Genomic DNA, 21,716 nt, shown 5'->3' with positions numbered 1-21,716 from the left:
GGCCCCCGCCCGCCCGAAGTGGCCGGTGGCCGTGGCCGTGGGGATGGCGGTCATCATCGCGTTCGCCGTCGCCTTCTTCTGGAAGCGCCCGGGCGTGACGGCGCCCGCCGTCGGGGTGGTGAATCCCCCGTCGCCCCCGGTCCAGCCGCGGCCCCAGCCCACGGAGCCCGTCACCCCGCCCGCCGTGGTCGTGGCGCCGCCGGAGGACGTGAACAAGCCCGTGGATCCGGAGCCGCAGCCGACGGAACCGGAGAACTCCACGCAGCCCACGGTGAACGCAAAGCCGAAGCCTCGCGTCGCCCCCGAGTCCATGCCGGACAGCGTGCGCGAGGACCTGGCGGCGGCGCAGAAGGCACTGGACGCATCGAACACGGCGGAGGCGCTGCGTCACATCCGGCGCAGCCAGCGCACGAAGATCACCGGCCTGTCGTTCTCGCTGCTCACCCGCGTGTACTGCCAGCAGCACGACCTGGCGAACTCGCGGGCGCAATGGACCCGCGTACCGGCAACGGAACGTCCAAGGGTCCGACAATACTGTTCGCAGTACGATATCGACCTGTAGGGTCGTCCGGGCGCGCGGAAACTCCAGAGCGGGGGCGCGCCCGCAATCCAAGGAGTCGTCGTGAGAGTGCTACTGGCAGTGGGGGTCGTGGCGCTGTCCCTGGGGTGTTCCCGGGGCGTGCGGCCCGACAGCGAGGTGGCGGGGACGAAGCCCACCACCGGCAAGGTGTATTCCAACGAGGCCGGCGAGAAGATCACCCTCATCGCGCTGGAGCCCGGAGACGCGAAGAAGGCGCTGGTCGCGTTCGAAGGCACCAAGAGCGAGCTGGACGGCCAGGTGCTGGTCGCGGGGGTGGACACGCAGCAGCGGCGCGCCGTGGAGTACTGGACGATGTGGCGCGGCCACAAGCAGCGCTTCGTCACCGTGCATGATCGGGGCGGCTACGAGGACCTGGTCTTCAGCGGCGTGAACCACACGGGCTACACGCACCTGAAGCCGGACACGGGCAAGACGGGCGCGCTGAAGGTGGAGAAGGTCTTCGAGCGCTACCAGGACCTGGAAGGCGACAAGAAGTATCAGGGCCTGCTCGCGTTCGACCGCAAGTTCTGGACGAACCAGGCGGAGACGCAGCTGTCCGAGGCCCTGGCGGCGACCAACAAGGCGTGCGGCTCGAAGCTGACGTCCACCGTGGCCTGGGACTCCATCACCAACGAGAACCTCGACAAGATGTCCTTCGGCAGCTACTGCGCGAGCCCGCTGGAGTCGCTCCAGAAGCTGTGCGAGCGCTCCGACGAGGCGAAGCGCACCGTGCAGCAGAAGCTCCAGACGGTGGAGTGCCGCATGGACGCGAAGGCCGCGTTGAAGCTGGAGGCCCAGAAGGTCATCTGGACCGTGTCCTCCGATGAGACGATCCAGTCGGACAAGACCACCTCCTACTTCACCGACACCCTCTAGAACGAAAGCCCACTGACATGACTCTTCGACGCATGGTCATCGCCCTGGGGCTCGTCCTGGCCCCGCAAGCCGCGCTGGCGCTGGATCCCCCCTGGGGCAAGGAGCAGAAGCTGAAGGAGCGCATGGTGCTGGAGTCCGCGAAGGTCTGCGCGGACGGCAAGGGCCACTACACCGTCCTCCTGCCCCAGACGCCCGAGCACGATGGCGACCTGTTCTACGGGGACGGCAAGACGTTCACGCAGGTGGTGCCCGTGGGCTACCCGTCCGACACGGACGGCGCCTTCTTCGAGCCCCGCTTCTTCAACCCCAAGGCCAACGACAACTTCCGCGGCACGGACTACCGGGTCGTCTCCGACTTGAAGCTGAGCGAAGACTTCAAGACGTGCGCGCTGCGCTGCGGGGAGAAGAACCTGCCGCAGCAGCCGGTGCCGGCGGCAGAGGCCAAGGAGCTCTTGCGCAAGGCCACGTACCAGCCCAGCCCGGTGAAGTTCCAGCCGTACGCGCTGCTGCGCGACGACAAGGGCGTGTACTACCTGGTCGAGCGCGGCATCGGCTCGGACAACAAGAGCTTCCGCATCTTCACGGGCCAGCGCGGCCAGGTGAAGCAGCAGAAGATGCTCAACGTCGTCACCGACTCGCAGGGAGAAATCTTCTCCACGCAGGGCGGCGACCTGCGCCTCGTGGTGGACCGCGAGGAGCCGTCGTTCTGGGTGGTGAAGAGCAAGCGCCAGAAGCTGCGCGCGGTGCCGGTGGGTGAGAACCTGCCCTTCATCTACAACGAGCTGGGCGTCTACACGGGCGCGCGGCTGGGCACGCCCTGCGACGACGTGTAGTCCCGTAGCACCGGGGAGCCCCGGGCACGGTCAGCCGTTGAGTACCTTCACGGCTTTGACCATGTCCGGGGCCAACTCCTCGTGTTCCACGAGGGTGAACCCCAGCTTCTTGCTGACGGCCTGCATGCCGCGGTTGCGCGTGAGGATGTCCGCGACGATGCGGCGCAGGCCCCAGTCTCTTCCAATATCCACCAGCCGCCGCAGCAACTCCGTGCCCAGGCCCAGCCGCTGGGCGGGGTCGCTGACGGTGATGGCGAACTCCGCGTCCTTCGTGCCGCGCAGGCGCGTGAGCCGGCCCACCGCGAGGATCTCTCCCCCGCCCTTCCCGTCCGGCGACGGCCGCTCGGCGACGAGCGCCATCTCACGCGCGTAGTCGTTGAAGCAGATGCGCGCCAGGCGCTCATGGGCCACGCGCTGGCTGAGCTTCATCAGGCCCGCGTAGCGCATGAACACGGTCTGCTCGGAGAGGGCCTGATGGAAGCGGCCCATGGCGGGCTCGTCCTCCGGGCGGATGGGGCGCACGAGCAGCTGCTCGCCGTTCTTCAGCGTGAGCAGCTTCGCGTACTGGTGCGGGTACGGTTCGATGGCGAGCTTCGGCAGCGACGCGGCCGCGACGTCCGGCGGGTGCAGCACCACGCGCGCGTCCAGCGCGATGATGCGCTCGCCGGAGACGAGCAGCGGGTTGATGTCCAGCTCGCGGATGAGCGGCTGCTCCACCACCAGCTGGCTGAAGCGCACCATCAGCCGCTCCAGCGCGCCCATGTCCACGGGGGCCCGGCCGCGCACGCCCTTGAGCGCGTGGTGGATGCGCGTGCGCTCCATCATCCGTCGCGCCAGCGTGGTGGTGAGGGGCGGCAGGCCCAGGGCCCGGTCCTGCATCACCTCCACCAACGTACCGCCCGCGCCGAAGAGCAGCACCGGCCCGAACTGCGCGTCCAGGCTGCTGCCCAGAATCAGCTCGTAGCCGTCCAGCTTCGCCATGGGCTGCACGGTGACGCCCTGGAACGCGTCCTGGAGGCCCCGCTCCACGAGCGCGTCGCGGATGGCGCGCCAGGCATCCCGCACCCGCGCCTCGTCGCGCAGGTCCAACCGCACGCCGCCCACGTCCGTCTTGTGCGTCACCGTGAGCGAGTTCAGCTTGAGCACCACGGGGAAGCCCAGCGTGCGGGCCTTCTCCACCGCCTCGTCCTCGGACGTGGCGAGCCACGTCTCCACGGTGGGGATGCCGTAGGCGGCCAGCAGGCGCTTGGATTCGTATTCGGACAGGAGGGTGCGGCCGGAGGCGCGGGCCTCGTCCACCAGGGCGCGTGCCACGTCGCGGGCTCCGCCGGTGGGCTCCTCCGCCAGCGTGGGCGTCTCATAGAGCCCGGCGATGTTGTCCGAGTAGCGCCACATGTAGTTGAAGACGCGGGCCGCGGTGTCCGGGTAGCCGAAGGTCGGGATGCCCGCGTCGTTGAGGATGCGCTCGCCGGCGGCGACCTCCGAACCGCCCATCCAGCTGGCGAGCACGGGCTTGCCGGGCAGCTTCGCGTAGCCCTTGAGACGGTCCGCCGTCTTGGTGGGCTCCGTCATGTCCTGCGGGGTGAGGATGACGAGCAGGCCGTCGCTGTTGGGGTCCGCGCCGGTGGTCTCCAGCGCCTTCGCGTAGCGCTCCGCGTCCGCGTCTCCCAGGATGTCCACCGGGTTGGCGTGGCTCCATGGCGGCGGCAGGAAGCCGTCCAGCTGCTTCTTGGTTTCGTCGGACAGCACGGCCAGCTCGCCGCCGCCGGACACGAGCGCGTCCGTGGCGAGCACCGCGGGGCCGCCCGCGTTGGTGAGCAGCGTGAGCCTGCGGCCAGAGGGCCGGGGCTGGCGGGCCAGCACCTCCGCCATGTGGAACAGGTCCTCGATGGAGTCCACGCGCAGCACGCCCGCGCGGCGGAAGGCGGCGGAGAGCACCTCGTCGCTGCCGGCGAGCGTGCCGGTGTGGGACGCGGCGGCCTGCGCGGCCTGCGCGGTGCGGCCGGCCTTGATGACGATGATGGGCTTGGTGAGGGCCACCTCGCGCGCGGCGGACAGGAAGGCGCGCGCGTCGCCGATGGACTCCATGTACAGCAGGATGGAGCGCGTCATCGGATCATCCGCGAGGAAGTCGATGAGGTCTCCCCAGCCCACGTCCAGCATGGAGCCCACGGAGACGAAGGCGCTGAAGCCCACGGCCTCGCGCAGGCTCCAGTCGAGGATGGAGGTGAGCAGCGCGCCGGACTGGCTGATGAAGGCCACGTTGCCGGGGCGGGCCATGCCCTTGGCGAAGGTGGCGTTGAAGCCGCTCGTGGGGCGCATCACGCCCAGGCAGTTGGGGCCGATGATGCGCAGGTTCGCGGCCTGCGCGATTTGAAGCACCTCCTGCTCCAGCTTCGCGCCCTCCGGGCCCGTCTCCTTGAAGCCCGCGGAGATGATGATGGCGCCCTTGACGCCGACCTCCGCGCACTCGCGGATGATGGCCGGCACGGACTTCGCGGGCGTGACGATGACGGCCAGGTCCACGGCTTCCGGCAGCGCGCGCAGCGAAGGCCACGCCTTGATGCCGAGCACGTTGGGGCGCTGCGGGTTCACCGGGTAGACGGTGCCGCCGAACGGGCTGCTGATGAGGTTCCAGAGGACGGTGCGGCCCACGCTGCCGGGGCGCTCGCTCGCCCCCACCACCGCGACGCTGCGGGGGGAGAAGATGACCTCCAGCGGCTGACGGGTCCGCTGGTGGAGCAGGTCGATGGAAGGGTCCGTCCGGGCCGGGGGCGTGGCGGGGCGTTGCTCGTCCATGGTGCGCTCGTATTCGGTGGGTGGCCGTACCGGAGCAATCTCCGGCCGGCCTCCATCGTGCACCAGTTGTGAGGGAGGGGACGGGGCAGCGGACGTTGCCCTGTCCTGTTCCTTATGCGAGCGAACGGGCGGACGCCGTCACGACGCGCGCGCCTGCTCCACCACCGGCTTGAGCACGGTGCTGGCGAACTCCGCCAGCGTGGTGGGCGTGGTGGTCTCCTTCGAGCGGGGCTCGGCCGGGTCCATGCGCCCGTCCTGGATGGCGCCGTACATCTCCACGAAGGTGTCCGCCGCGAAAGCGGGCATGCCCGCGCCCGTCATGCCGTTGCGCAGGTCTTCCAGCCCCACCCGCACGTACTTCACGGGCTGGCCCAGCACCTGGGTGAGGATGCTGGCGACCTCCGGATAGGTGAGGTCCTTGGGCCCGTGGACGCCCACATAGCGGTGGCCCGTCCACGACGTGTCCAGGAGCACCTCGGCGGCCTTGGCCGCGATGTCCGCGGTGGCGACCATGGGGAAGGCCTTCGTCTCCGGGCTCGCGCTGAAGAGCGCGCCGGCCTTCGCCAGGCCGTGCACGTCGCGCAGCAGGTTCTCCATGAAGAAGCCCGCGCGCAGGCTGACGACGTTGGGGGCCGCCGCCTGGAAGGCCTCTTCAATGGGCTTCAGCACGGACACCGGCCCCGTGCCCGGACCGCTCTGCGCGCCGACGCTGGAGAGGATCACCACGCGCTTCACGCCGTGCGCCTTCACGCGCTCCGCGGCCAGCTTGCCGTTGGCCTTCGCCCAGTCCTGGAAGTCCGGGCGGATGGCGGGCGGCGACAGCCAGAACAGCGCCTCCGCGCCCACGAGCGCCGCGTCCAGAGTGGCCTGCTCGTCGATGGAGCCCTGCACCACCTTCGCGCCCTGCTTCACCAGGTCCGCCACCTTCTCCGGCGTGCGGGAGATGATCGTGACCTTCCGGCCCGCCTTCAGCAGCTTCTCCACGAGGGGACGGCCGATGTTGCCATTCGGGGTGTTGATGACGATGGACATGGGGTGCCTCCAGCGACAGCGAGATGGCGCAACAGTGCTCCCACGCCCCTCATGAGGCCACTGCATGCTATGCATGCGCCCATGCGCCGCGCTCATGAAACCCCAGCGCCCTCCCCCGCGGAGGTCGACCTCTCCGGCATCAACCTCAACCTGATGGTGACGCTGGACGCGCTGCTGAAGGAGGCGCACGTCACCCGCGCCGCCGCGCGCGTGGGCCTCACCCAGTCCGCGATGAGCCATGCGCTCGCGCAGCTGCGGGAGTTGCTGGGCGACGCGCTGCTCATCCGCGGCCGGGGCGGCATGGTGCTGACACCTCGCGCGCAGCAGCTGGCCGCGCCGCTCAAGCGGGGGCTGGCGGAGCTGCGGCGGGCCCTGCGCGACGAGCCCGCGTTCGATCCCGCCACCGCGACCCGCCGCTTCACCGTGGCCACGCGCGACTTCTTCGGGTCGGTGCTGCTGCCGGGCGCGCTGGAGCTCCTGGGCCGCGAGGCCCCCGGTGTGGACCTGTCCGTGCTGCACGTGGACAGCAACACCTTCGCCGGCCAGCTGGAGACGGGCGAGGTGGACCTGGCCATCATCGTCGCGCCCGTGCCGTCCGGGCCGGGCCTGCGCCAGCAGAAGCTCCTCACCGAGGACTTCGTCTGCGTGGTGCGCAAGGACCACCCCACCGTGCGCCGCACGCTGGACCTGGACACCTACCTGAGGCTGTCCCACATCCTCATCAGCCCGAAGGGCGACGGCGTGGGCGCGGTGGACCTGGCCCTGGCCCAGCGCGGCCTGCCCCCGCGCCGCATCGCCGTGCGCGTGCCCTACTTCCTCATCGCACCGCTGGCGGTGTCGCGCTCGGACCACGTCCTCACCGCGCCCCGCCGCCTCATCGCCGCGTTCCGCGACGCGTACGAACTCCAGGTCTTCCCCCCGCCCATCCCCTTGCGCCCCTTCGACATCCTCCAGGTCTGGCACGAGCGCTTCGACGGCGACCCCGCGCACCAGTGGCTCCGCGGATTGGTGGCGCGGTCCGTCAACGTAGGGTCTGAAAACACCCGGACTTCACGAAGGGTGCGGCGCGCGCCAGCTTCCTGACACTCGTGGGACGCGACACTGAACGTCAGTACACAGGTGGGGGAGCATCGCATGGGGGGCTTCGTGTAGGGTGCTCCCCATGAATCCTGAGAAGCTTGTCTTCGCCCAGACCGTCGACGCGCTCTTCGTCCGCGCGCTGGAGAACCGCCTGACGCCGGCGTGCCGCGAGCACCTGAAGCGGGCGGGGCTGGACCTCGACAAAAAGCTGGAGCGCTCCTACTCGCTGGAGCAGTGGCGGGAGTTCCTGCGCATCGCGGCCGGGCACGTCTACGGCGGCGTGCCGGCGGAGGCCGCGTACTACTCCCTGGGCGAGCGCTTCATGGACGCCTACTTCGGCACCTTCTTTGGCCGTGCGCTGCTGGGCGTGGGCCGGCTGGCCGGTCCCCGGCGGATGCTGCTGCGGGCGGACCTGGGCTTTCGCGCCGGCAACAACTTCAGTGAAATCAAAATCGTGGAGCGCGGCGCGACGTCGCTAGAGCTCTGGATGAACGACGTGCTGGCGGATCAGCCGACGTTCGCGGCGGGGCTTCTGGCGCGCGCGGTGGCGCTGTGCGGGGGCTGGCGGGTGGTGGCGCTGCCGGAGGAGTTCGACGGCACGGCGGCGACGTTCCACCTGCGCTGGAGCGAGGCCTCCGCGGAAGGGGCGCTCAGCGCCACTGGGGATGGGTCCGGAGGCGACGCTCGACCTCAGGCGTGAGGGTGCCCCCGTGCGGGGCCCGGGAGGACGAGCGCTCCCAGCGCTCCAGCCACCGGGTCCCCAGCGGGGCGGCCAGTGTTTCGTAGCGGGTCGAGGCCACGGTGGTCTCCCCCTTGGCGCCGGTGGACACGCCGGCGCCCACGTAGAACCCCGCGAGCAGCAGCGTGACGCGGGTGGGCGTGGCCGCGCTGTAGGTCATCAGCAGGGCGCCCTCTCCGTCTTCCCGGCAGTGCCGGCGCACCCGGGCGAGGACGGCTTCGGTCCACATGTCCGGGTTGGACGCGGGTGAGAACGGATCGAAGAAGACGAGGTCCGCCGGGGGCAGCCCCGCGTCCGGCTCCAGGAAGGGCACCGCGTCCCCCAGCTTGAGGGCCCACTGGATGCCGGGCTCGGACCAGGTGCCGTGTTTCATGAGGCTCTCGGCGGCTTCGCGGAACGGCTGGAGGAAGGGGAAGCCCTCCGCGTCCGCGAGCGCGAGCCGCAGCGGGGCCAGGTCCACCTCGAAGCTGACGATGTGCAGGTCGCGGGCGCGGTCCGGGCCCAGTTCGCGGGCGCGGGTGAGCGCGGCGACGGCGTTGGTGGCGGCGCCCAGGCCCACGTCGTGGATGACGAGCGGCGGGCCGGGCTGGCGCAGGCGGTCAGCGATGCCGGGCTGGTCGACGTAGAGGCGCAGGGCCTCCTGCCACGGGCCCACCGCGGGGTGCATGACCTCGCCATGGCCCAGGTGGCGCACGGCGCGGTGGCCGTTGCGAAGGGTGACGAGCTCGAAGTCGCCGTCGCGCGGATGGGAGGGCTCGGACATGGGGCTCCTGGCCTGGAGGGGATGTGTGGGAAAGGATGGGTGCCTAGCATGACGACTCCAGGGCAGGAACATCGGGGCGCGCTTCACGGGGAGGACGTCCGGCACGGGGAGGCTCCGTTCGAGGGCGGCCGGGTGCGGCTGTCGCTGCGGGTGGAGGCGGGAACGCGCAGGGTGCTGGCGGCGGCGTGGGAGGCGTCGGTGGAAGCGTCGATGGAAGCCTCCGTGGACGCGGGGCATCCGCTGGCGGCGTGCCTGGAGTCGCTGTGTCAGAACGCGGTGGGCATGGCGGTGGACGTGTTCCTGCGCTTCGACGACTTCCACCTGCGCGCGGGATGTCCGGACGGGCTGGAGGCGACGGAGGAGGCGGGGCTGGCGGTGCGGGTGTTCCGGCTGGCCTTCAGCCAGTTCCACCCCCGGGCCACGGGGCCCGCGTACCTGTCGAGCGGACTGGTGCTGGCGAAGCTGCCCCGGGGCGTGCGGCCTGAGTGGGACGAGCCGGGGTTCTACTTCGCGCACTACTACCGCGAGGAGCTGTGGGCCTCGGCGGTGGAGGAGGCGCGCCGGGGTGGCGTGCTGGGGCCACGAGCGGCGTGTGCGTACATCGATGCGCTGCTGGCGAAGGCCGACGACGCGGTGGAGCTGGACTGGCCCGTGGAGCAGGGCACGGCGACCTGGGACTGGCTGACGCGTGTGTGCCTGCCGGCGGTGACGGGGGGCGCGGAGCGGACAAGGCGGTTGCTGGAAGGGGGGTACGGGGGCGCGAGCGGCACGGGGAGCTTCCCCTTCGGGCACCTGGACGGAGGGCCGTGGCATCCGCCGGTGGGGATGCCTGAGCCGGAGGATGTGGGGCACGCGGAGTTCATCCTCGGGGATTTGGAGCACCTGCTGCCGGAGCTGCCGAAGGACGGCGTGCTGCTGGCCGCGCCACGGTGGATGGCGGTGGGACAGACGCAGCACTCCCCTGCCCTGCGCCGGGCAGACATCTCCAGTGAGGAGGCCGGGGGCTTCGGCTTGTTCAACGCGGCGGCGCACGACGTGGGTGAAGACGATGATTGATGGGCGCCTTCTGGGCGGACTGGTGGCCCTGCTCTGCTTGTCTTGCGCTTCGGGTCCAAGGCAGTACGCGCAGACATCCGACTCCGCGACCAGTGCATGTCTGCGCAATCCCACCTGTTACACGCAGCCGGGGGATGAGGCGTTCCTGCCTTGGATGGACAAGGCCGTGAGGGCAGCGGCCACAGCGAGCGCTACGATGAAGCTCCTGGAGGCGGCGGACGTGGCCCGCATCGAGCACCTGTTGGTGGAGTGCGCGAAGGATGCGGACTTCATCGTCAATGAGCGTGAGTACGGCCAGGGGAAATACCCGGACGACAAGGAGTGCTTGCGCGTGGTCGGCTATGACAAGAACGGCGATCCCATCCGACGGCAGGCCGAACTTGGAAGGTTGAAGCATGACGTCGCCTTCGCATGTGTGCAGCGCGAAATCCTCCGGCACTTCCCCAACAACGTTTCGATCGAGCCGAGATATGTGATCCGCACGGGCAAGGGGGGACAACAGGACATCATGAAGCCTGACGTCGTCCTTCACGCTTCAGGCCGTCCAGATCAGGCCCAATGCGTCTTCGACTTCAAATTTCCATGCCTGAAGGACCGGAAGAGCGATCCACTTTCGGTTCCAGAAACAAGGGATCAGATGACTCGGTATGCAAGCCTTGATGGGCAATGCAATCCCGCCATCATCACACCTCAGTTCGGGATCATCCGTGAGTAGCTACACGCTCTCTGAACACTTCGCCACGACCCTCCCCCGGGTCCAACTCGTCCTGCGCATCGTGTTCTATCTACCGCATGACCACGGACCACTTGCCCCATACGCGAGACAGTCACTGGACCTGTTTCTCAACGCCATTGGGCATGCGCCTGAGAAACTGACCACGGGTTATGACCCCGACATCAGTGAGGCGGCCTTCCCACTCACACCTGAGTTCTGGGAGGAAGCGCGGCGCCATGTCGCGAAGCCTCGTTTTGAGCCCTTGAATGACATGGAGCAAGACTCCATCTGGTTCCGCACGCTGACCAAGCGGGGCTTCGACACATGGGTTCATCTCATTGGCGGAGAGTCGGATCCCAGTGGCTACGAATTCAGCTTCCGCTCACGGCTTCCCTGGCGAGAACCCTCTTCTGAGTACAGCGTTCTGAGCGTGAAGGTCCCCATGCAGTACCTGGAGGAGCAGGGACCTGAAAAGGCGCGCGACCTGGCGCAGTCGCTGGCGGAGCTCCTTCCCTTCAGCACGGGCCATGCGGGACTGTCGCTCTCGTTCACCCGTGGGAGGTCGAAACTCCTTCCCCTCCTGAGGGATCAATTAATCCAGCATCCTGGCTGGGATGTTCCACGGGAGAGTACGTGGGGCATGGGAGAAGGAGTTGACGGCATCCACTGGATGAACTTCCTGGGCCCTCCCCTCCTCGAAACCGTTGGCGGCATCCAGGCGCTCCTCTCGCACCTGAGTCACCCGGATACCTCCGTCCAGGAGCTCACCGGAGGCCGTGCCTTGATCGGCCTGGGCCCCGTGCCGCTCGCGGGGAATACGAAGTGGGGTGAGACACTGCCGGCGTATCGCGAACTGGCCCGGTTCCTGGAGCCCTGGCTCCTGCCCTTCCCCCACGTCAACACCTGGGACGGCTACACCGACGAGGAGGCCCGTCTCTGGTGGCGCCGCTTCCTGGAGGTCCCTCCCGAGAAAATCTACGACCCACGCGGCGGATGACCGCGCCGGATTTTTTCACGCATTGCCCCAGCACCCGGCGCACTGATAATCCGCAACCCGGAGTGTTCACGTCGAGCGGCAGGCCGACGGTCGTGGTCGCGCCAGCCCTCGCGGATCGGGGTTTCATCGATGCGGTCACAACGCGCTGTCTGGAGCAGGCTCCTGTTGTTCGCCGCGAGCCTGGGCCTTCTTTCCTGCGGCGGGAACGAGCGCCCGGCTGCATCCGAGGGCATCCGCACCACGCACGCCCGTCTCGCGACGGCACCGGCCTGGTACGCCACCCCGTCCATGGCGACGGCACGCGGGCAACACGCGGCCGTCCTGCTCCCCAACGGGAAACTGCTCGTCGTCAACGGCGTCAACTCGTCCGGATTCGTGGGCACGGCGGAGACCTACGATCCCGCCACCAGCACCTGGGCCTCCGCGGGCCCCACCAGCCTCACGGGCAACGTCACCCTGGCCGTGCTCCTACCCACGGGCCGGGTGCTGGTGCTGACCGATGGCTCGCAGGGGGGACGCCTCTATGATCCCGTCGCCAACACCTGGGCCCCCACGGGCAACATGTCCACGACCCGCAGCTTCGCCACGGCCACGCTGCTGGCCACGGGACAGGTCCTGATCGCGGGCGGCACCGGCGGTGGCGGCGTCCGGCTCACGACCGCGGAACTCTACGACCCCGCGACCAACACCTTCACCGCCACGGGCGCCATGACCGCGGGCCGCAGCGCGCACATGTCGACGCGGCTGCGTGACGGGCGGGTGCTCGCGGTGAGCGGATTCAGCGGAAGCGGCGAGGTGCCCGGCGCCGACCTCTACGATCCGGCCACCGGCACCTGGTCCGCCGCCGCGCCCCCGCTGGTGGCCCGCCACTACTCCACCAGCACCCTGCTTCCCGACGGCCGCGTGCTCCTCGCGGGTGGTACCGCCGCGAGCGGTGTCACGGCCCAGTCGGAGCTCTACGACCCGGCCGCCAACACCTGGACCGCGACCGGCAGCCTCGCGTTCCCGCGCGCCAGCCACATGGCCACGTTGCTGCCCAATGGCCGCGTCCTCGTCACCGGCGGTTCCAACACTTCCAGGGTGGCGCAGATCGAATCGGAGATCTACGACCCCGCCACCGGCACCTGGACCGCCGCGGGCACGATGAACATCGCCCGCGAGAACCACACCGCGACGCTGCTGCCCTCGGGCAAGGTGTTCGTCACCGGCGGGTTCGCCCAGCTCCCCGGCACGACGTTCTTCGCGCAGACGGAGGTCTACGACCCCGCCGCGAGCCAGTGGTCCCCGGCCGGCGCCATGGGCACGCCCCGGACGGATCCCGTGGTGGCGCTGCTGCCTGGCGGCCAGGTGCTCGTCGCGGGAGGCCGTGGCGTCAGTTCCTCGGCGACGGTGGAGGTGTATGACCGCGCGAGCAACAGCTGGAGCGCCGCGCCCGCGCTCGCCGTGCCCCGCGAGCGCGCGACCGCGACCGTCCTGCGCTCCGGCCAGGTGCTGGTCGCCGGTGGCCGCAACGCGGGCGTCTCGACGGCCTCCGCCCAACGCTACGACTCCACCACCGGAACCTGGCTGCCCACCGCCGACCTCCTCGGCACGAGGCACCTCCACTCCGCCACGCTCCTTCCGGATGGCCGGGTGTTCGTGTCCGGTGGCCAGCGCAACGCCGCGGTGCTCGCCTCCGCGGAGATCTACTCGCCCGACGCCAACACCTGGAGCGCGGCGGCGCCTCCCACTGTCGCGCGTGCAAGCCATGGCGCGGTGCTGCTCCACGACGGCAGGGTGCTCGTCGCTGGCGGCCATGACAACACCGGCGTGGAGACGGCTTCGGCGGAGCTGTACGACCCCGCCACGAACACCTGGGCCCCCGCGGCGAACCTCAATGGTATCCGGGACGAGCTGACGCTGACGCTGCTGCCCTCGGGCCAGGTGCTGGCGGCGGGAGGACTCGTGGGCCTCACGTACCTCACGTCCGCGGAGCTGTACGACCCCGCCACGAACACCTGGACTCCGGTGGGCTCGCTCTCGCAGTCGCGCTATCACCACACCGCCACACTGCTGCCCTCCGGCAAGGTCCTGATCGCGGGCGGCCTGACCGACCTGGGCGCGTACGTCGACACCGCGGAGATCTTCGATCCTCAGCTGCGCATCTTCACGACCGTCGCGGACCCCACCACGCGCGGAGGGCTGATCTCCACCGCCCTGCCTTCAGGCGAGGCCCTCCTCGTGGGAGGCGTGGGCGCGCCCGACGCGGAGCTCTTCAACGAGAACGGCGCCCAGCCCGCGTGGCGGCCCACGGTGACGAATCCGGTGACCCTCGTCGCGGCCTGCCCCACCGTCCTGGAGGGCATGCTGTTCCGGGGCATCTCCGGCGGCAGCAGCGGCAACTACGCGGACTCCTCCACCGACTTCCCCCTGGTGCGGTTCCGCGCCGCGGAGGGCGGGCGTCTCTGGACGCTTTCCTCCAGCAACACCTCGGCCACGCGCGCGACGGTGACCGTCCCCGCGGACGTGCCGGTGGGCACCTACGGGCTGACTGTCTTCGCCAACGCCATCTCTGGCGGGCGGATGGTGACCGTCGTCGCCAACCGTCCTCCGACGGCGGCGGACCAGACGGTCGTCGTACCGAAGGACACTGTCACGGCGATCGCCCTGGCCGGCACGGATCCGGACCCCGGCCAGGTGTTGAGCTGGACCGCGGTCACCCAGCCGCAGCACGGCACGCTCGGCACCAGCGCGCAGGGGACGCTCGAGTACACCCCCAACCCCGGCTTCGTGGGCACGGACAGCTTCACCTACCGGGTCCGTGACTGCGCCGACGACAGCAACATCGCGACCGTGACCCTCAACGTGACGGAGGACACGGTCCCCCCCACCCTCACCTGCCCCACGAACCTCACCGTGGAGGCGACGGATCCGGACGGCGCGCTGGTGACCTACGACCCCGCCGTGCTGGAGCCGGCGGGAGGACTCCCGGTGAGCTACTCGCAGCCGTCGGGCGCGCTGTTCCCGATTGGCACCACGACGGTCACCGCGACCTCCACCGGCCTCACCTGTACTTTCCAGGTGACGGTACAGGACACCACGGCGCCCACCCTCACCTGCCCCGCGGACATCACCGTGGCGCCGAACACGCAGGTGACGTTCACACCCACGGCCACGGACGCGGTGACGGCCAATCCGACCGTGACGTCCTCGCCCGCGTCGGGCAGTGAGTTCCCGGCGGGAGCCACGCAGGTCACCGTCACCGCCACGGATGCGGCGGGCAACACCGCGCAGTGCACGTTCCAGGTCCGGGTCCAGGCGCAGGTCGTGGAGATCGCTGGCGGTGGCTGCAACAGCACCGGTGGCACCACGTCCGCGCTGGCGCTCCTCGCCGCCCTGGCGGCCTGGGGCTCGTCGCGTCGCCGTCAGAACCCGGCCCGGGGGAACTGAGACATGCGCTCCCTCTTTTCTCGAATGGACCTCCCCTTGCGTACGAAGGCTCAGAGCTGGGCGCTGGCCGCGCTGCTGGCCACCGCCGTCACCCCCGCCGCGTTCGGGCAGACCACCACGAGCCCGCTCGTCCCGCTGGACCTGGAGCGCCTGCGCTTCACGCCCGCGGCGACGGACTCGATGCTGGTGGACACCGGCCGCGTGCTCCCCGAGGGCGGCTACCGCCTGCTCCTCATGGTCAACTACGAGCGCGGCATCCTCCTGCTCCAGGGCAGTGACGGACTGGAGCGCTCCATCCTCCACTACCGCACCGCGGGCTGGCTGGCCGGCGCGTGGTCGCCGGTGGACCGGTTGGAGTTCTCCGCGAAGCTGCCCGTCATCATCGCGCAGGGCGGTCACGGCGCGGAGCAGCTGGTGGGCGTGAGCGAGCCGGACTCGTTCGGCCTGGGCACGCCGGAGCTGGGCGTGCGCTACGAGCTGCTGCGGCGCGAGGAAGGCGCGCCGGTGTTCCTGGGCCTGGGCTTGGACATCGGGCTGCCGGGAGGCACGGCGGACGCGTTCGGCCGTCAGGCGGGCTGGGCCGGGTTCCAGTTCGCGCCCCGCGTTTCCATCAGCCGCGAGGTGGGCCCCGTGGTGCTGGGTGCCAACGCGGGCATCCGGATCCGCTCCAAGGAGGTCGAGCCGGGCCGCGACGTGGGCACGGAGCTGGAGCAGGGCGTGGTGGTGGCCACGCGCGGCAAGGGGCTGCGCGCCGAAATCGCGCTCCAGGCCGCCGAGTCGCTCGTGGAGTCGGACCTGGCGCTGGAGTTGTTGGGCGGCGTGCGGCTGCCGGTGGGCGCGGGCTTCGAGGCGTTCGCGATTGGCGGGCACGGCTTCACGGACATCCCGGGCACGCCGTCGTTCCGGCTGGCCGCGGGCATCGCGTACGCGAACGAGCCCGAGCCCGTGGACCGGTGCCGCACCGGCCGCAGCCACACGCCGGAGCAGTGCCCGAACGAGGACGACGACGGCGACGGCGTGGCCAACAAGGACGACCGCTGCCCGCTGGAGGCCGGCTCCGTGGAGAACAACGGCTGCCCGGACAAGGACACGGACGGCGACGGCGTGGTGGACCGCGAGGACCAATGCCCGAACGAGGCCGGCCCCGCGTCCGAGCGTGGCTGCCCGGTGAAGGACTCGGATGGCGACGGCGTGCCGGACAAGGACGATGCCTGTCCGAACCAGGCCGGTCCCGCCTCCGAGCGTGGCTGCCCGGTGAAGGACACGGATGGCGACGGCGTGCCGGATAAGGACGACGCCTGCCCGAACGAGGCCGGCCCCGCTTCCGAGCGTGGCTGCCCCGCGAAGGAACAGCCCAAGCCCCAGCCGCCTCCCGAGGAGAAGCCCGCGGAGACGACGTCGCCGCTGGAGCACATCGTCCAGTTCCCGGTGAACCAGTCGGAGTTCCAGGAGAACGAGCAGCGGCAGCTGGATGACATCGCGGCCTACCTGAAGGCGAACCCGAAGCTGAACGTCCGGATTGAAGGCCACACGGACAACAGCGGTCCGGAGGAGGCCAACCGCACGCTGAGCCAGCAGCGCGCGAGCCGCGTGCGCGCATACCTCATCCAGAAGGGCATCGCGGGCTCGCGGCTGGAGGCGAAGGGCTTCGGCCCCGACCGTCCGCGCGTGTCCAACGAGACGCCGGAAGGCCGCAGCGCGAACCGCCGCGTGGAGTTCGTCCCCGTCACGGGGAGCTGACCGCGTCAACGTGATGCCGCTTCGTGGTCACCCACGAAGCGGCGCATGGATGTTTCAGCAAGACGGGCGTGGAGGCCTCCTCCACGCCCGTTTTGCGTCAGGCCTCTTCGGGGTGCAGCTGCACCAGCGCGGGCAGCTCCGCCGCACGGTCGCGCAGCCGCGCCTTGGGCCGGATGGCCACCGGGACGCGGGAGGCCGCGAGCAGCTCCAGGTCGAACACGTTGTCGCCGAAGGCTGCGTAGAGCGGCCGGTTCGTCCTCAGCCGCAGGCTGTTCACCTTGCCGGGGCCGTAGGGCACGGGCTCGAAGACAGACGTCAGCAGCCGTCCGCCCTCTTCCTTCGGCGTGCACGCCACCACGAAGTCAGGCGTGATGCCCACCTCGCGCACCGCGGCCTCCACCACCGCGCGCGGCGATGCGCTGACCACGTAGCAGTCCACGCCCTGCCCCCGCGCCCACTCCACCACGCGGCGGGCCTCCGGATGGACGCGGCCGGCAACGCCTCGCCTTGCCACCACGTCGAGGGCGAAGCCGCGCATCTCCTCCTCGTGCCAGCCGGCGAAGATCCACGCCATCATCTCGTAGGTGTCCTTCTCCGGCAGCCGCCCGGCCTCGAACGCCTTGAACAGCGCGTGCGCCAGCGTCACCGCGTCCGGATGCGACTCCACGCCATGGAGGGCCCCCAGCTGCTCCAGCGCCACGCGGGCCTCGGGGCGCACGCCGCCGTGCTCCAGCAGGGCCATGAACAGGTCATCCCCCACGTCCCCGCTCCACAGCGTGCCGTCCCCATCGAAGGCCAGCACGCCATCCGGCGTCCGCTCCACCTCGCGACGGATGCGCTCCAGCGTCTCCTCGACCCGCTCAATCCTCATGGCTGGCATCCTCGCTGTCCGGGCCGTCCAGTGTCACCCGCCACCACACGGGCTGTTCACCATCCGGGCAATGGATGAGTACCCTTCCGGGCATGGCACGAACGGAGAAAGAGAAGATGCTCGCGGGCGAGCTGTACAGCGCCGTCGACCCGCAGCTGGTGGCCGAGCGGGGCCGCGCCCGCAAGCTCCTGCGCGCCTACAACCAGTCCACCGAGGACGAGCTGCCGCTGCGTGAAAGCCTGCTCACCGAGTTGCTGGGCAAGGTGGGCGCCGGAACGTGGATCGAACCGCCATTCCTCTGCGACTACGGCGAGCACATCCGGCTGGGCGAGCGCGTCTTCATGAACTTCCAGTGCGTCATCCTGGACTGCAACACGGTGACGATTGGCGACGACGTGTCCTTCGGCCCGGGCGTGCAGGTGTACGCGGCCACGCATCCCCTGGACCCGGATGAGCGCATCAAGGGCCCGGAGCTGGGCCGCGCCATCACCATCGGTTCGAAGGTGTGGATTGGCGGCGGCTCCATCATCTGCCCGGGCGTCACCATCGGCGAGGGAACCACCATCGGCGCGGGCAGCGTGGTGACGCGGGACATTCCTCCGTATGTCTTCGCCGCCGGCAATCCCTGTCGCGTCATCCGGAACCTCCGGTAGCGCACTGTCATTGCGGCCCGGAACCGAGCAAGACTTGAACTGAAGCGGAGGACTTCAGCCCACGGCCTGGTGGGTCTCGGTGATGCCCTGGTACTTGTAGGAGGTGCCGTCATACGGGGTGATGGCGTCGTCGGCCTTCTTGGTGCAGGCCGCGGCGGTGGGGTCGAAGGCCTGGAACTGGCCCTTGTCGTCCTTGAACTCCACCCACGCGTGGGCGCCCCGGTCCGTATTGCCGAAGACGACGCGCGCGTCCACGCCGGCCTGCTCGAAGCGCTGCTCGGCCTCGATGGCCATGTCCACGCAGACGCCGGACTTGGACGCGTCGAAGTTGCTGGCGTTCTTCATGGCGGCATCCCACGTCTTGCCGCCCGAGTAGTCGTACTTCCAGGACGTGGCCTCCTTCGCGATGTCCTGGGCCACCTGATCCGCGCTCTTGCCGGAGGACGGGCCCTTCGCACCCTGCGCGGGAGCGGGAGTCGGGGCCGGAGTGGGCTGGGGCTTCTGGGCCTGGGCCTTGGAAGGCTCGAAGCTGTCTCGCTGCCAGTTCTGCTGGAAGCTCTGCGAGCCGGTGGGCTTCGGGCCCTGGGCCTTCGCGCCCTCGCCCTTCAGCAGGGACTCCTTCGTCAGACCCAGCTCCTTCAGCAGCTTGGCGAACTCCTGGGGCTGCTTCGCGGAGTCCACCGTCTTCACGGGAGAGCCGTCGGCGTTGACGACCTTCACCACGACATTCCTCGGGGCCTGCGCGGCTTCGGGGGACACCTTCGCGCACGGGCTGGAGGACGGACGAGAGAGAGAGGAGATCGCCATGGGACAGGGCCTCGTGGAAACAGCGGGGATGCCTGTCCCATGAGCACGGCGTGTGCCAGCGCTCGTGCTCCCTGGGGTGAACGCCAAACCCCTGTGTTTCCAAGGCCCGTGGGCCAGTCCTCGTCAACGAAGGCCCGCGCCGCTGATGACAGCCGTGCGCGGGGTGATGTCCGGCGTCATCACCCCACCGGCTCGGAGGCGACGTCAGGCTCCGGTTCGTCCGGTCCCTCCACGGTGCGCTCCAGCGTGCGAGCGAGCGCGGCCCGCGCCGCCGCGGCCTCCTCGAAGGGCTCATCGCTCCCGGCCCGCACGGGGGCAGGCACCGTCGCATCCAGCTCCGCCGGGTGCAGGCGGAACCACTTCGCGACGAGCATCACCTCCTGGGCCTCCTGAGCGCGGAGGCCAATCGCCTCTGGCTCCGGCACGTCGAAGATGTCCCGCACGCGTGCGTCCAGCGCAGCCTGCTCCTCCGGCGTCCGGGGCGTGGGCACCTCCGCGCGGATCCGCCCCCGCCGCAGCACATACGTGCGGTCCTCCCCGCCGTGCCCACGCACCGTGTAGACCAGCGACAGCCGCCGCAGCGTGCGCCCCAGCTCGACGATCCACGCCTGCACGTTCTCCAGCCGCTCCGCGCGATCCCTCAGCTCCGCCGCGTATTCGAACTGGAGCCGCCGCGCCGCCATCGCCATGCGCTCGCGCAGGATGATCAGCGGCCGGTCCGACTCGCCGTTGAGGAACGCCCGAGCCAGCGCGACCTGCGCCAGGTACTCCGCCGTCGTGCACCCGCCCGCGCACGGCGACAGGCACCGCGCCGTCTGCCCGCGCATGCACCGCGGGTCGTCCTTCAGGGGGAAGAGCTGGATCTGATCCGCCAGCCGCATGGGCGTCTCGGACGGGCAGTCGCGCAGCTCCAGCAGGTCGTTCACCGCGCGAACCACGTCCGCCATGGTGTGCCGGCCGTGGAAGGGCCCGAAGTACTCCGCGCGCCCGCCGCCGCCGGGCTGGCCCACCACGCGCAGCCGGGGCACGGCCTCGCGCGTGAGCTGGAGGAAGCAGTGCGCGCGGTCGCGCTTGTGCTCCACGTTGTAGAGGGGCCGGTGGCTCTTGATCAGCCGGAACTCATGGAGCAGCGCCGCGAATTCGCTGGCCGTGTACTCCCACTCCACCTGGTGCGCCTGGGCGACGATCTCCCAGGCCTTCTCGCCCTCGTCCGCGCGGAAGTACGACAGGAGCCGCGTGCGCACCCGCACGGACTTGCCCACGTAGAGCAGCTCCCCGGCGGGACCGAAGAACCGGTACACGCCGGGCCGGTTCTCCGCGCTCGAGCGGACGTGACTCAGGAGGGTGGCGACGCGCGGGTCCATGCGGCAGGTAGCACCGCAGGCTAACCCGCCACGTCCCGCCGCACCGCCGCCCGCGTGCGGCCCGTCACAACCCGGCCGGAGGGCGGGCGGAGGGCCACCCGCCCGGACTTCAGCCCACGTCCTTCAGCGTCGCGGCGCTGGCCAGGGCCTCGTCCTTGAGGTCCTTGGGCGTGGCGATGGCTGCCTTCAATTCGCGGTACGTCTGCGCGTAGCCGTTGCGCAGGATGCCCTCGCGCACGCGCTCCATCAGCCGCTGGTAGTGCCGCACGTTGTGCACGGACAGGAAGCGCGAGCCCAGGTGGTGCTTGCCGCGCATCAGGTGCTGCAGGTAGCCGCGCGTGTAGCGCTTGCACACGTAGCAGTCGCACTCGGGGTCGAGCGGCCCGTCATCCAACTGGTACACGGTGCGGGTGATGCGCACCAGCCCCTGGAACGTGTACGCGTAGCCCTGCTGCGCCATCTTGGTGGGGATGATGCAGTCGAACATGTCCACGCCGCGCAGCACGGCCTCCAGCAGGTCCGTGGGCGTGCCCACGCCCATCAGGTAGCGAGGCTTGTCCTGCGGCAGGGACGCGGTGGCGCGCTCGGTCATCGTGTCGCGCTCCACCTTCGTCTCGCCCACGGCCAGACCGCCGATGGCGAACCCGTCGAAGGGCAGCTGGGTGAGGAACGCGGCGCTCTCATCGCGCAAGGCCGGGTGGACGCCGCCCTGGACGATGCCGAACAGCGCCTGGCCCGTGGGCTTCGACTCCTTCGCGGCGAGGCTGCGCACGGCCCAGCGGTGGGTGCGCTCCATGGCCTCGCGGGTGCCGGCCTCGTCCGTGCGCGAGTCGATGCACACGTCCAGCACCATCATGATCTCCGAGTTGATCGCCTGCTGCATGGCGATGCTGGACTCGGGGCTGAGGAGCCGGCGGCTGTTGTCGTAGAAGCTGCGGAAGTGCGCGCCCTTCTCCGTGATGAGCCGGTCCTCCGGCAGGGAGAAGATTTGGAACCCGCCCGAGTCCGTCAGCACGGCGCCGTCCCAGCCCATGAAGGGGTGGATGCCGCCGAAGCGCTCGAACACCTCCGGGCCGGGCCGGAGCATCAGGTGGTAGGTGTTGGCGAGGAGGACCTTGGCCCCCGTCTCCTTCACCTCTTCCATGGCGAGGTGGCGGAAGCCGGCGTGGGTGGCCACCGGCATGAACATCGGCGTGGGGAAGGACCCCTTGCGGGTGTGGAGGATGCCCGTGCGGGCGCCGGTGGGGTCGGTATTCAGGAGTTCGAAGCGGACGGCCATTGGACGGGCCTTATACCCAGCCTGCCCGCCCGGGGGCACCCGCTTCCTGGGGACGCCCGCCTGGTCTCCTGGAGGCCGTCTCGCCCCTCCCCGCCCTCGGGAG

The 21,716-nt window shown here is 70.1% G+C and carries 17 protein-coding genes and 1 pseudogene; 11 read left to right on the top strand and 7 right to left on the bottom strand.

The window, feature by feature from the left end:
• The 3 genes and pseudogenes from D7X99_RS43000 to D7X99_RS37315 form a co-directional block, all read left to right on the top strand.
• Window positions 1-562: pseudogene (locus D7X99_RS43000) on the top strand (hypothetical protein); the annotation flags it as partial.
• A gap of 60 nt (window positions 563-622) precedes the next feature.
• On the top strand, window positions 623-1,456 hold the full coding sequence (locus tag D7X99_RS37320) for a hypothetical protein (RefSeq protein ID WP_147476380.1): 834 nt from the start codon (window positions 623-625) through the stop codon (window positions 1,454-1,456).
• A gap of 17 nt (window positions 1,457-1,473) precedes the next feature.
• Window positions 1,474-2,289 (top strand): hypothetical protein, encoded by an 816-nt coding sequence (locus D7X99_RS37315; RefSeq protein ID WP_233614008.1) that lies wholly within the window; start codon window positions 1,474-1,476, stop codon window positions 2,287-2,289.
• Between the two features lie 30 nt (window positions 2,290-2,319).
• On the opposite strand, the gene D7X99_RS37310 is transcribed toward D7X99_RS37315, so the two are convergent.
• The gene (locus D7X99_RS37310) at window positions 2,320-5,088 is read right to left on the bottom strand and encodes a bifunctional acetate--CoA ligase family protein/GNAT family N-acetyltransferase (protein WP_121781919.1); all 2,769 of its coding nucleotides are present in this window, start codon (window positions 5,086-5,088) and stop codon (window positions 2,320-2,322) included.
• Between the two features lie 138 nt (window positions 5,089-5,226).
• Complete coding sequence (locus D7X99_RS37305) at window positions 5,227-6,120, bottom strand: NmrA family NAD(P)-binding protein (RefSeq protein WP_121781918.1); 894 nt, start codon at window positions 6,118-6,120, stop codon at window positions 5,227-5,229.
• 81 nt (window positions 6,121-6,201) lie between these two features.
• On the opposite strand from D7X99_RS37305, the gene D7X99_RS37300 reads away from it, so the two are divergent.
• Window positions 6,202-7,203: a LysR family transcriptional regulator gene (locus D7X99_RS37300; RefSeq protein WP_233614007.1), complete on the top strand. Its 1,002-nt coding sequence runs from the start codon at window positions 6,202-6,204 to the stop codon at window positions 7,201-7,203.
• 79 nt (window positions 7,204-7,282) lie between these two features.
• A complete protein-coding gene (locus D7X99_RS37295; RefSeq protein WP_121781916.1) occupies window positions 7,283-7,900 on the top strand; it encodes a DUF2378 family protein in 618 nt (205 codons plus the stop codon).
• Here the strand turns inward: D7X99_RS37295 and D7X99_RS37290 are convergent.
• Window positions 7,851-8,702, bottom strand: coding sequence for a tRNA (5-methylaminomethyl-2-thiouridine)(34)-methyltransferase MnmD (locus D7X99_RS37290; RefSeq protein WP_121781915.1), 852 nt, complete (start codon window positions 8,700-8,702; stop codon window positions 7,851-7,853). The genes D7X99_RS37295 and D7X99_RS37290 overlap by 50 nt on opposite strands.
• 48 nt (window positions 8,703-8,750) lie before the next feature.
• Here D7X99_RS37290 and D7X99_RS44580 point away from each other — a divergent pair, with 48 nt between their 5' ends.
• The 5 genes from D7X99_RS44580 (at window position 8,751) to D7X99_RS44040 (ending at window position 16,639) form a co-directional block, all read left to right on the top strand.
• Window positions 8,751-9,758 (top strand): hypothetical protein, encoded by a 1,008-nt coding sequence (locus D7X99_RS44580; protein WP_121781914.1) that lies wholly within the window; start codon window positions 8,751-8,753, stop codon window positions 9,756-9,758.
• 196 nt (window positions 9,759-9,954) lie between these two features.
• Window positions 9,955-10,473 (top strand): hypothetical protein, encoded by a 519-nt coding sequence (locus tag D7X99_RS37280; protein WP_158627133.1) that lies wholly within the window; start codon window positions 9,955-9,957, stop codon window positions 10,471-10,473.
• Window positions 10,474-10,744: 271 nt separating this feature from the next.
• Window positions 10,745-11,470, top strand: coding sequence for a type VI immunity family protein (locus D7X99_RS37275; protein ID WP_158627132.1), 726 nt, complete (start codon window positions 10,745-10,747; stop codon window positions 11,468-11,470).
• A 165-nt stretch (window positions 11,471-11,635) separates the two neighbouring features.
• Entirely contained in the window at window positions 11,636-14,899 is a 3,264-nt protein-coding gene (locus D7X99_RS44045) for a kelch repeat-containing protein (protein WP_171805465.1), read from the top strand.
• 36 nt (window positions 14,900-14,935) lie between these two features.
• Entirely contained in the window at window positions 14,936-16,639 is a 1,704-nt protein-coding gene (locus D7X99_RS44040; RefSeq protein ID WP_233614006.1) for an OmpA family protein, read from the top strand.
• 97 nt (window positions 16,640-16,736) lie between these two features.
• Here D7X99_RS44040 and D7X99_RS37265 read toward each other — a convergent pair whose 3' ends face one another.
• Window positions 16,737-17,510 carry an HAD family phosphatase gene (locus D7X99_RS37265; protein WP_121781911.1) on the bottom strand — a complete coding sequence of 258 codons (774 nt, stop codon included), beginning with the start codon at window positions 17,508-17,510 and terminating at the stop codon, window positions 16,737-16,739.
• A gap of 92 nt (window positions 17,511-17,602) precedes the next feature.
• Between D7X99_RS37265 and D7X99_RS37260 the strand changes: the two genes are divergently transcribed.
• On the top strand, window positions 17,603-18,163 hold the full coding sequence (locus tag D7X99_RS37260; RefSeq protein ID WP_121781910.1) for a sugar O-acetyltransferase: 561 nt from the start codon (window positions 17,603-17,605) through the stop codon (window positions 18,161-18,163).
• A gap of 54 nt (window positions 18,164-18,217) precedes the next feature.
• On the opposite strand, the gene D7X99_RS37255 is transcribed toward D7X99_RS37260, so the two are convergent.
• The 3 genes from D7X99_RS37255 to tgt form a co-directional block, all read right to left on the bottom strand.
• The gene (locus D7X99_RS37255) at window positions 18,218-18,970 is read right to left on the bottom strand and encodes a transglutaminase-like domain-containing protein (RefSeq protein WP_121781909.1); all 753 of its coding nucleotides are present in this window, start codon (window positions 18,968-18,970) and stop codon (window positions 18,218-18,220) included.
• Between the two features lie 179 nt (window positions 18,971-19,149).
• Entirely contained in the window at window positions 19,150-20,334 is a 1,185-nt protein-coding gene (locus D7X99_RS37250; protein WP_121781908.1) for a nuclease, read from the bottom strand.
• Window positions 20,335-20,443: 109 nt separating this feature from the next.
• The gene (tgt, locus tag D7X99_RS37245) at window positions 20,444-21,613 is read right to left on the bottom strand and encodes a tRNA guanosine(34) transglycosylase Tgt (protein ID WP_120580612.1); all 1,170 of its coding nucleotides are present in this window, start codon (window positions 21,611-21,613) and stop codon (window positions 20,444-20,446) included.
• Window positions 21,614-21,716 lie beyond the last annotated feature (103 nt).

This window comes from Corallococcus sp. AB032C, assembly GCF_003668935.1.
Classification (GTDB): Bacteria; Myxococcota; Myxococcia; order Myxococcales; family Myxococcaceae; genus Corallococcus; species Corallococcus exiguus.
The sequence above is the reverse complement of the archived record's forward strand: the minus strand, read 5'-3'. Positions and strand labels throughout refer to the sequence as shown.